8 protein-coding genes (1 of these 8 running past the window's edge) are annotated in these 10,490 nt (G+C 43.1%); 4 read left to right on the top strand and 4 right to left on the bottom strand.

Annotated features, from left to right (window positions below; translation table 11 throughout):
- Both gltB and LEP1GSC060_RS05155 read right to left on the bottom strand, forming a co-directional pair.
- Positions 1-20, bottom strand: the 5' end (the start) of a protein-coding gene (gene gltB / locus LEP1GSC060_RS05150) for a glutamate synthase large subunit (protein ID WP_002997321.1). Its footprint begins 4,477 nt before the window's first position; only the first 20 of its 4,497 coding nucleotides appear in the window; the start codon lies at positions 18-20; the stop codon falls past the left edge of the window.
- 267 nt (positions 21-287) lie between these two features.
- A complete protein-coding gene (locus tag LEP1GSC060_RS05155; RefSeq protein WP_002997467.1) occupies positions 288-1,613 on the bottom strand; it encodes a hypothetical protein in 1,326 nt (441 codons plus the stop codon).
- Positions 1,614-1,952: 339 nt separating this feature from the next.
- Between LEP1GSC060_RS05155 and LEP1GSC060_RS05160 the strand changes: the two genes are divergently transcribed.
- Positions 1,953-2,219, top strand: a complete 267-nt coding sequence (locus LEP1GSC060_RS05160) for a DUF2442 domain-containing protein (protein ID WP_080634511.1) — start codon at positions 1,953-1,955, stop codon at positions 2,217-2,219.
- Positions 2,220-2,292: 73 nt separating this feature from the next.
- On the opposite strand, the gene LEP1GSC060_RS05165 is transcribed toward LEP1GSC060_RS05160, so the two are convergent.
- The gene (locus LEP1GSC060_RS05165; protein WP_036095412.1) at positions 2,293-2,526 is read right to left on the bottom strand and encodes a hypothetical protein; all 234 of its coding nucleotides are present in this window, start codon (positions 2,524-2,526) and stop codon (positions 2,293-2,295) included.
- A 395-nt stretch (positions 2,527-2,921) separates the two neighbouring features.
- Here LEP1GSC060_RS05165 and ispG point away from each other — a divergent pair, with 395 nt between their 5' ends.
- Positions 2,922-4,913, top strand: coding sequence for a (E)-4-hydroxy-3-methylbut-2-enyl-diphosphate synthase (gene ispG / locus LEP1GSC060_RS05170; protein WP_002997489.1), 1,992 nt, complete (start codon positions 2,922-2,924; stop codon positions 4,911-4,913).
- 63 nt (positions 4,914-4,976) lie between these two features.
- Here ispG and LEP1GSC060_RS05175 read toward each other — a convergent pair whose 3' ends face one another.
- The gene (locus LEP1GSC060_RS05175) at positions 4,977-6,020 is read right to left on the bottom strand and encodes an MBL fold metallo-hydrolase (RefSeq protein WP_036095413.1); all 1,044 of its coding nucleotides are present in this window, start codon (positions 6,018-6,020) and stop codon (positions 4,977-4,979) included.
- Between the two features lie 606 nt (positions 6,021-6,626).
- On the opposite strand from LEP1GSC060_RS05175, the gene LEP1GSC060_RS05180 reads away from it, so the two are divergent.
- The gene (locus tag LEP1GSC060_RS05180) at positions 6,627-8,426 is read left to right on the top strand and encodes an adenylate/guanylate cyclase domain-containing protein (protein ID WP_002997391.1); all 1,800 of its coding nucleotides are present in this window, start codon (positions 6,627-6,629) and stop codon (positions 8,424-8,426) included.
- Between the two features lie 4 nt (positions 8,427-8,430).
- Positions 8,431-9,732, top strand: coding sequence for a FecR family protein (locus LEP1GSC060_RS05185; RefSeq protein ID WP_002997328.1), 1,302 nt, complete (start codon positions 8,431-8,433; stop codon positions 9,730-9,732).
- The last annotated feature ends 758 nt before the right edge of the window (positions 9,733-10,490 follow it).

A 10,490-nucleotide genomic window follows, 5' to 3' on the forward strand; every position in this document is an offset into this window, starting at 1 on the left:
TGTTCTTTTAGATCATTCATCTGCCGAGATCCCTCATCATCCGATTTCCCTGGTTCCATAAGGCGTAAGGCGCCCAAGGCTTGAAATTTCAGCGAAATTCCCCAGCTAAAGCCAATAAATTGAGAGTTGCGTAAATTGAAAACATTCTTTTAAACGATAGGATTGAAATCAGCCCCAGTTCGAATCGGCTGCGGGAACTACTACTTAGACTGGTCCTGTTTCAAAAATCCGTTCCGATTACCGGTAAGAATAACGGCCCGAGCCTTCGACTAGGAGTTCCTAGTTTTTCAGAGTTTTTGAATCACGGGAAGAAAGAGGTCGGAAAGTTTTTTTCTCTGAGTCGGATCCGGAATTCTCGTAAAAAGTTGATCCAACTTTTGACGCAGAGAAGAAGTATCCGGATATTCCTCAAAGATTTTGAGAATATGAGGCCAGGCTCTTTTCACGAGTTCTTCCAGCCCGACGGTTTTGGAGGTAACAAATGCTTTTTCCAGTCCGGCTCTGAGTTCGGCAAAACTACGAGTGAGATCCAAGACTTTCCAAAGCCTCGTATCTTTTAAACCGATTCGGGAAGAAATCGACGCGATGATTGTGTTCCAATCCACGGGTTCGTTTTTCATTTCCTTCAACACGAACGAATGGAGTTGAACGAGAGCGCTGAGTTCGGGCGGAAGAGTCATCACCCATTTTTTATAAGCGTCCGGTTGTCCGTCTTTTTGAAACTGTCGAACACGGTTTACACTTTCCATATATTTGGAAAACGGAATGATCACGGGAGGTTCTTCCGGTTCGACCGGAGGTTCGAAAGATTCTTCCTCTGGAAACGTCGGCTCGTCGTATCCTCCGAATTGAAGGTCTTCGACTTCGGTTAACAATTCTTCGTTGCCTCCGACCGCCAAATTGTTTACCACTTCCTCCTCGTCCAATTCTTGCTTTTTCAACACGAGAGGATTGCCTGAAAATTCGGAACCGAATCTTTCCACGATTTCCGTGAGAATCAATTTCTCCGTAGGTTTCCTCAAAGGGGCTGCGGGAGTCGGGGCTGCCGTTTTTTTAACGGTACTTGCGGCACCTTCTTCGGTAGATTTCGTCGTTTCCCCAAAAGAAGGGACGACGGCAGGTTCGAGATCTTTTCCGGTCGCCTCGTCTCGAAGAACGACGTAACCGTCCATGCCGATAAATCTTTTTCCGGGAGGAACCAAAACGCCGATCGTTTCTACGATCTCTTCGGAGATGCGGGAATATTTTTTCTTTCTAGGTTTGTTGATGTTCGCCTTTTCTTGTTCGATGAGTTTGTTTTGAATCCCGGCGTGTGTGTTCATGAAGTTTTTCGTCATAAACGCGGAAAGATCCGCTTGGGACATACCGAGAAATTCCGCGAACTTAGGCAGATGATCGAAGAACTGTTCCGTTTTTTGAATGTTGTTTACGATATAAGAGCGCACCTTTTGTTTGAGCGCTTCCTGATCGGTGGGGGAAATTTTTTTACCGGAAATGAGTCCGTTAAAAAGTTGAATATGTGTATGGAAATAACTTAAGAATTCTCCGTAAGCGGTCAGTTCAAATTCACCGTGGGAATTTTGTTCTATGATCTTTTTATCATTTCCTGACATACAATCGATTTCGGATTTGTATCCACCTAAATTTAGCGGTCTCGTCCGTTTGATTAGTCAGTTTTCGTCCCGTTTTCAGGAATTCAAGATAAATCCGAACGGATCTAAACCGGGGCAACATCCTGAGATTTGACGATTGCTGAAATTTCTTGAACGAACACACCGATGAAAAGCCCGTACAAACCGTTTCATCTTCAGAAGTGAATAAACAAGATCAAATAAATTGAATCTATATTTCGATCCGTATTATTAGAACCTTAAAAGTAAGAATTGTTCAGCGTGAAAATAATCATTGGCATACAAATGTTTAGCTCTATTTTTATTGCGGTGAGGCTTACCATGAGTTCCACAGCCGGAAATAACGTTCTGTCAAATGTACCCGCAACGAAAGTTTGGGTAGAGGATAGGATGATTTATCTTGAACTTTCCGACGGTCGAGTGATAGGCTTTCCGGCGGATAGATTTAAAATCTTAAAAACCGCAACCGAATCCGCTCTTCAGGAAGTTACGCTTGAACTTGACGGATACTCTCTTAGATGGGAGAACCTTGATGAAGATCTGACGGTTCAAGGAATCATCGAAGGTCGTTTTCAACTTCCATTATAAAAATAGAATCTTCCAATACAACGTAATGATCCGTCCGATCTTAGGAAATACTTTCAGTTTATTTTTTATCAATTCAAATTCGTTCTTTGATCAGACCCTCGCCCGACTTTAAAGAAAGAATTCTATATCTTAGAAAAGTATTACAAGTCGCCTCTTCCGTATAACGAACCAGATCGTAATCGGGTCTTGTAGAACGAAAGAAATTGGAATGTAACAACCTTTCCGAAATTTCTTTTTGAATGTGCGCCCTCGCCTCGGTTCTTCGACAGTATTCGGAAGGAATGATCACTTCGTTTTTATAGGACAAAATGTGGTCCCGATAAATGGCGACCGTGACTCGGATTCGATACGTCTCGGTTGGTTTTAAAGTGGGAAAGTCCATAAAACAATTTTTTAAGGGATGTGTTTGTATATATCGGAGTCGAGAAGCGCGGAATCAAATCCGTTCGGCAAAAATACGAACCGAAAAGGCATAAAAAAGGAGAATGACGAATGGATAATTCCCCGCAAAATTGTCTTAGAGTTTGCCCAAAACTTTAGAAATGTGGGAACTACCGCGTTTCCAGTAGCGAGTGATTAGGTTTTAGGACCCTAACTCCTAACCCCTAAAACGTGGGAACTACCGCGTTTTCCTTTCGGGTTTTGGGAAAACTTTTTAAGTAAAAGAGGAAATTCGGCCCATAGTCGGAATTCTAAACCAAAATGAATTTTAGATACAATCACACACCTTTCGGTTATCAAAGAAGAAAAACCAGGGAAGTCAAAGTCGGAGATGTGAAAGTCGGAGGAGACAATCCGATTGCCATCCAATCGATGATCAACAGCGATACGACCGACACGTTCGGATCGGTAAAACAAATTCTCGAACTGGAACGCGCGGGTTGTGAAATCGTAAGACTTACCGTACCTTCTCAAGCGGACGCCGACAACCTTCCTTCGATCCGACAAGAACTTAAAAAAGCGGGAAGTAAGGTCCCTCTCGTCGCGGACATTCATTTTACTCCGAGTGTGGCGATGAAAGCGGTCGAGTACGTGGAAAAGGTGAGAATCAATCCGGGCAACTTTGCCGATAAGAAAAAATTCGCGGTAAGAGATTATACGGACTCGCAATACGAAGACGAACTGGGAAGAATCTCCGAAATTTTTATACCGCTCGTTCTACGTTGTAAGGAACTCGGAGTGGCGATGAGAATCGGAACCAATCACGGTTCCCTTTCCGATCGGATCATGAATCGATACGGAGACACTCCGCAGGGAATGGTCGAGTCCGCGCTCGAGTTCATTCGGATCGCCGAAAGTTTAGGATATTATGATATTATTGTAAGTATGAAAGCCTCCAATCCTCAGGTGATGGTTCAAGCCTACAGAATGCTCGCAGCAAGATTTAACGAACTGAAAATGGATTATCCTCTTCACCTGGGAGTCACCGAAGCGGGAGACGGCAAAGACGGCAGGATTAAATCCGCGATCGGAATCGGTTCTCTTCTCGAAGACGGTCTCGGAGATACGATTCGAGTTTCCCTCACGGAAGATCCGGTTTTGGAAGTTCCCGTCGCAAAACTTCTCGCGGATAAATTCAACAATAGAATCACAAACTCCGAATCCGCAAAGGGTTATTCCGAATTTAGAAATCCGTTTTCGTATGAAAGATTTTACAGCAGTCCGATCCACATCGGAAAGTTCGAAGCGGGAGACAGTCATCCCGTACGAGTGGAAACCGTTTTACCTTTTGAAAATTCAAACTCGTTTTTAGCGAACGTAGCAAGACTTTATCAGTACGGAAAATCCCTTTCGATCGAGCCGGAAAGTATTTTGGTCGATTCTCCATTGCCGAACCAACTGGAAGAAATCGCCAAAGCGGCGGCGACTTTTGAAATTCCGGTTGGAATTCTTTTGGCAAAAAACGTTTCTTTAAACGAAAAACTCCAAAAAGAACTGAAACGATTTCCTAAAATCGTCTTCGATCCGTTTCTTCAATTTCAAGACGGAGAAGAGATGTTGTCCTTTTTAAAAGAAAGACAACACGCAGGGCTTTATACGGAAATTCATACGAGCGCCGAAAAAATAGAATCCCTAAAAGGTCTTCCGGATACGTTAGTCGAAAGAGGAATCAAAAACGTTCTGTTTTCGATCGAATCGAAGGAGATCCTTCACGATTACAGAAAACTCGGAAACATTCTCAGCCGCTACGAGTTCCCGATTCTTCTTCACGGTTCTTTTTCCGATCCGGAAGAGGCGTTATACGATTCCGCGATCGGTATCGGAGGGCTTCTTATCGACGGGATCGGGGATCTGGTCCGAATCAAAACTCCGGAGATAAAAGACATCGAAGAAACATTCCAACTTTCTTATGATCTTTTACAGGGAACCCGACTTCGTTTAACAAAAACGGAATACATTTCCTGTCCCTCTTGCGGAAGGACGTTATTCGATCTTCAGGAAACCACAGCAAGAATCAAATCAAGAACCGGACATCTCAAGGGCGTAAAAATCGCGGTGATGGGTTGTATCGTAAACGGTCCCGGCGAAATGGCGGACGCGGATTTCGGTTACGTGGGCGCAGGCCCGGGTAAAGTGCACCTCTATCGAGGAAAAGAAATCGTCATGAAAAACGTTCCGAGCGAAGTTGCGGACGAAAAACTCGTGGAGCTCATCAAAAACCACGGGCTTTGGCAGGATGTTACGAACGATTAAAGTTCGACCCGTTGACGGAAAAAAATTATTCCGACATGAGTTCGCATTAAAAAATATCGAACTTTACAAATCGACGATTTCACCCACGGTCCAAACCTTGAGAGGAGGAACCGAATCTTTTTTTTCGGAATGTAATTTCTTCAGATAAAGCGGGGCCTCGGAAGGACGATCGTCTCCGAGCGTAAAGGTTCCCCAATGCACCGGAAGCAGAAGCGAAGAATGAAGGATTTCGCTCGCCTCCAAAGCTTCTTTCGGTCCGATATGAGCGGGTTCCATAAACCATCTCGGTTTAAACGCTCCGATCGGAAGTAGAGTCGCCGAAAAACCCTGAGGAAAACGTTTTCCGATTTCGGAAAAGTGTTTTGAAAATCCGGTGTCACCGCCAAAGTATATTCTAATATTCTCAAATTCGAACGTATAACTTCCCCAGTGATATTGATTCATATCCGTGATTCCCATCCTACTCCAGTGTTTGGCGGGAAGAAAATGAATTTTGGTTCCGGCGTATTCGGAAACGGTCCACCATTCTTGGATGACCGCGTTCTCAAAACCTTCGTCCTTCGCAAATTCTCCCATACCGGAAGGAAGATGAACGGTAACTTCGGGAAATAATTTCTGAATCTTTTTAATGGAATCGATATCCAGATGGTCCCTGTGCGCGTGGCTGATGGCGACGATGTCCACACCCGGAAGATTTTCGGGTTGGATCGGAAGTTCCGTAAGTCGCTTAACAAAAGGAGAAACTCCCGTAAAAATCGGATCGGTGAGAATGTGCATTCTCTTTCCGTGAAAATTAGCCGCGATCCATACGGTCGCGTGTCCGAGCCAGATGATTCTCACCTTACCTTCGGGCGCGAGAAAATCCTCTTTTTTTCTCGGGAGCACGTCCGGAATTTTTTCCACGTCTCCTTCCACCGTCGGCGGATCGACCGGTCCTAAAAGTTTCCAGCGGAGAACGGAAAAAAAACTTTTATTCAATCTTTCGTCTTCTTCGATATTGTGATACTTTCCGTTTTGGAAATGAGAAGAACGGATTCTTTCCGGATCGACCGGAAAACAAGTTTGAAAGAAAAATAGAATCGTTAGGAAAAATAAGAAATGTTTCATAAAGTTGAATTTACCGTTCAAGCCCGAGTTTTTCATCAGATTTCGGAGTTTTGATTTTGACAGAATTTCATTTTGATTCGTTTAGACAAATCGTTTCACGAAAAATCATTCCGGAAACCATGTTAGACTTCATCGGAATTTAGGTTCCCGAATCGGTTCACCGGCTTTCCGATTTGTGTCGACCTGTAGTACGATCCGTAAAGTGCGCTACATATTGAGTTGAGACAAACAACGCTTTCGTTCCGATCGACGATCGGCGCTAAAAACGTGATTCCTACGAAAAAGGATCACTTACTTTTTTTCGATTCGAATCTCTATCCTTCCTTTGGACAAACGTAAAATCGTTCCATTTAAGAAATCTCTTTATAAATTGAGTCGTTGAAGATACACAAAAGACAAAACCAACTTGGAAACGACAAAATCCTGATTTGTAAATTCGGTTTTTTATTATAAAACGAAAAATCTCAATCCAAAGTAACGGATCGTTCGTTCCCGGACCCGCTCCATCCGATCCATACAACGGAATGTGCAAAATAGTGTTGTTTTATACGTTCTACTAAATTAGATAGACTCATGGATCGGGTAACAAAACTCGAACGAAACGTTATGAATTCATTGCTCAATTTGTACAACTGGAATATCCGCCTAAAATTGATGGTGATCATCTCATGCATCATTCTTGTTTCTTTAGGGACAATCATCGCCCTCGCTACGTATTTTTTTAAATCGGACAACGAGGTTCGTATCAAGGAAAATAACTTGAAACTGACCGATGTAATCAGTCAGAAAGTACGTTCGGACATAGCTTCGTTGACAAAACGTTCCTTGCTTCTTGCAAGGTCCGTTGCGGGTTCGGAAGAATCGAACGATATTCTTCAAAACGACGAGGACATTTTTTATCTGAAAATTTTCAGAAAAGAAGGACCCGACTACGTAGGAGTCAAACGAATCGTCAACGAAACCGCTCTCAAAGACTTCAAGATTTCTCCGGACAACGCGGACAAAATCGTACGAAAACATTTAAACGGACGAAAAAAAGCCCAGATCGGAAAACCTCTCGTTTTCAACGTGTCTCCCGATTTCCACAAACCGGTGTTATATCTTTCCATCGTTCTCGGAGACGGAGTCAACTCGGCCGTAATCGTTTCCTTGGTAAAAATGGATTCCATATTAGATTCTTTTAAAACGTCCGGAATCACACAATTTTTTCTCGTAGGCGGAGACGGAAAACTGATCGCACATTCCGATTCGGAACTGATTCTACAACCGACCGACCTCGGCGACGATCCGATCGTTAAAAACTTATTGGAGAGTTCGATCAGTAACGGACAAACCCGTTATAAGGGAAAGGACGATCAATTTTATCTGGGTTCCTTTAGAAGAATCGGATACGCGGATCTCGGTGTGATTTCCAGCACTTCGGAAAAAAAAGCCTTCGAAGAAGTTTATAATATTCAAAAAAGAAATATCTATCTGATGATCGTAATCGTAAACGTTTCGATCCTAATCGTATTCTTTTATTCCAGAAGACTCACAAAACCGATTCTTAAACTCGTAGGTGCATCCAAACAAATCGAACAGGGAAACTTTCACATCGATCTAAAACCGGAATCGGGGGACGAAATCGGAATACTTACTTCCTCCTTTGTGGAGATGGGAAAAGGTTTATCCGATCGGGATAAGATGAAAGACGCGTTCGGTAAGTTCGTCAACAAGGACATCGCCGAAATGGTTCTCAAAGGAGAAGTCAAACTCGGAGGAGACAAACGAGAATGTGTGATTTTATTTTCCGATATTCGTAGTTTCACTTCCATCTCGGAAAGGATCGAACCGGAACTGGTTGTAGAATTCTTAAATCAATATTTTACGGCGATGGTCAAGTGCGTTAACGAGAACGGCGGCAGCGTCAACAAATACATCGGAGACGCGATCATGGCGGTTTGGGGAGAATTAGGACATACGGACTCCGACACCGAAAAAGCGATCCTCGCCGCGCTTGATATGCGTAAGAGTTTGATTCAATTCAACAAAGGACGCGGGACCGACAAAAAACCGAAAATCGATATCGGCATCGGTATCAACACGGGAGAAGTCATCGCGGGACAAATCGGTTCCGAAGACAGACTAGAATACACCGTCATCGGAGATACGGTGAACCTCGCTTCAAGAGTGGAATCTTTAACGAAAGTATTCGGTGCGGATATTTTAATTACTGAATATTCTTACGAAAAAACGAAAGGGATCTTCAACGTGGAAAAACTAAAACCGATCCAAGTGAAGGGAAAAAAATCCATGCAAACCATCTACGCGGTTTTGGGAAATTCCAAGGATAAAAACTGTCCTAAAAATCTGAAGGAACTCCGAAAACAAATCGGCATGGATTTCAAACCGGGCGGAGTTAAATAACGATATGAAAGATCGATTTCTTTCCGGCGACAGGCCGATTCTGTTTCTTCTCCTATTCAATATCGTCGCGTTTATTGGAATATTCTTATATGATTATACTCGATACGGTTATCAAGGTTCGCAAAAAGTAATCGGAAGTATTCTTTATAAATCCAAAACGATCCAAAGAAAATACGATTCCGAAGTGGTCTGGAAAGAAATCGAAATCGGAAACTCGGTCCAAAACAGGGATACGATTTTAACCTCCGAAGGTTCTCAGGCAAAAATCGTATTTTTGGACGGAAGCGAGATCGTGATCGCGGAAAATTCCATGATCTTTATCGATTATCTGGACAATCGGGCGAATTTGGAAATTTCCTCCGGCGGTCTGCAAGTTACAAGAAAATCGGACAATAAGGAAACTTCTCTTGGAATTCGTTCGGGCGACGGAGTTCTAAAACTCGTGGAAGGAGTCGTAAACGTAGAAAAAAAGAAGAACCAAAAAACACTGGATTATGCGATTCTTTCGGGTGTTGTTAAAGCGGATCCCAGCAATCCGTTTCCGATGTTGCCTAAAAAATCCTTGGACGGATTCGAGAAATTATTTCCCGTAGCGGCGAGCATTCAAACCGCCGAAACTCTCCAAGCGGGAACGACCGCAGATTCGGGTTCTTCGGCTAACACTGGTTTGGCGACGGCTTCCTCCGCAACAAACTCTTCCGCAGTCGATTCCGGTGTGTCTAACGTTTCTTCCGGAGCCAATTCCAATCCTTCAAACGCTTCCGTATCGAGTTCCAATTCCAATTCGTCCCGCGTAAATCCGAATCATGGAACCCAAGACAATGGAAAGCCGAACTACACCGGCTCCAACCCGAACCATTCCGGCTCGAGTACAACTCCCGATGCGAACTCAAATGTCGGAAGTACAACAACGAACGCCGGAGGCGGAACTACCGGTTTTCATACAAAGTCCGGTTTGAAAACGGAACGAACAAGTCGGGACCATTCCAATCCGGACAACAAAACTTCGAAACGAAACGTTGGAAATTTTAAACCCGGATACGATCCGGAAGATTATATTCAAAAACAAAAATACGAACATAAAGTACAAGAAAAATCCGATTCGATCGCCTCTCAAAAGAAAACGGAATTTAAGGATGCAGAATCGGCCCAAACACAATCCAAAGGCGGCAATCGATCCGCTTCGGAAGTAAAAAAACAAAAACCTTCCAGAGAATGGACGGCTGAAGAACTGCTCCGTCAAGAAAAGGAAAAGCGCAGAAGAGAACGAGAGGATAAGGAACAAAGAGAATTCTTACGGATGTAGGTACTTGTTTAGAAATCAAAATTCAGTTACATTTTCCTAATAGATAAATCAAACTTTAACAGAGCATGAGCTCCCTCTTCTGTAAATTATTCTAATTTCTAATCCCTAAAACCTAGCCACTAGTACTCAGTTTTTTACTTGCAAAAAGTATGATTTTCTGATAGAGAAAAGCCTCCCGAACGTTCCACGGAGGATTGTCGTAATTCCGACAGATTTATCTTGAGATCCAAATACTTGTGGGCAACGCTATGGTAGGGGCGAGTTAAAGCCTTCGCATGGGTTACGCCGAACTTACAATACTTAAGTAAAGCTGAATATTCCTTCGAAACCGGAAAAAAACGAATCCGAATCCAAATACAATCCATATATACGTTTAAAGTAAACGGATTATCATGAATGTACACCTAGTATAATGACCCGAACAGTGAAACTTTTGTTTTCACTGAAAAACAAAAAGAATGATAAAGGGTAAAAATGATGAAGAAAAAATTAAATGATTCCAATCGGTTCCTTTTGAATAGGAACTTTAGAAAATCTGCATGTAAATCTCAACAGCCGAAACCGATCGACACCTAGTATGTTTGAGGAAATTGATAACGATCAAAAAGAAGAAACGACCGACGCCGTATATCGATCGCTCAAACGGGATTGTAGGACTTTCCGATGCGTGTAGAAGAACCGGCTTCGACAAGGTTTGCGAGGGATGTCGCGTTTGTCTCATGTCCTTATTACGTTTTGATCTTACAAAAAATCGGAGG

This window comes from Leptospira weilii serovar Ranarum str. ICFT (genome assembly GCF_000332415.1).
GTDB lineage: Bacteria > Spirochaetota > Leptospiria > Leptospirales > Leptospiraceae > Leptospira > Leptospira weilii_A.